Genomic DNA, 592 nt, shown 5'->3' on the forward strand with positions numbered 1-592 from the left:
TGGTTAAGCTAATAAGAGCACACGGAGGATGCCTAGGCGCCAGGAGCCGACGAAGGACGTGGCGAACAACGAAACTGCCTCGGGGAGCTGTAAGCAAGCTTTGATCCGGGGGTGTCCGAATGGGGAAACCCAGCTGTGGTAATTCGCAGTTACTCATACCTGAATACATAGGGTATGTAGAGGCAGACCAGGGGAACTGAAACATCTAAGTACCCTGAGGAAGAGAAAACAATAGTGATTCCGTCAGTAGCGGCGAGCGAACGCGGAACAGCCTAAACCAAGGGGCTTGCCCCTTGGGGTTGTGGGACGTCTCACATGGAGTTACAAAGGAATATGGTAGGTGAAGAGGTCTGGAAAGGCCCGCGATAGAGGTAAAAGCCCTGTAACCTAAACTGTGTTCTCTCCGAGACGGATCCCGAGTAGTGCGGGGCACGTGAAACCCCGTATGAATCCAGCAGGACCATCTGCTAAGGCTAAATACTACCTGGCGACCGATAGTGAAACAGTACCGTGAGGGAAAGGTGAAAAGCACCCCGGAAGGGGAGTGAAATAGAACCTGAAACCGTGTGCTTACAAAAAGTCAGAGCCCTAT

1 rRNA gene is annotated in these 592 nt (G+C 52.2%); it reads left to right on the plus strand.

The window, feature by feature from the left end:
* Position 1: 1 nt before the first annotated feature.
* Positions 2-592: ribosomal RNA gene (locus ACTJKB_RS30905) — 23S ribosomal RNA — on the plus strand; the annotation flags it as partial.

This window comes from Paenibacillus sp. 22594, assembly GCF_052044425.1.
In the GTDB taxonomy this organism is placed as follows: Bacteria; Bacillota; Bacilli; order Paenibacillales; family Paenibacillaceae; genus Paenibacillus_AQ.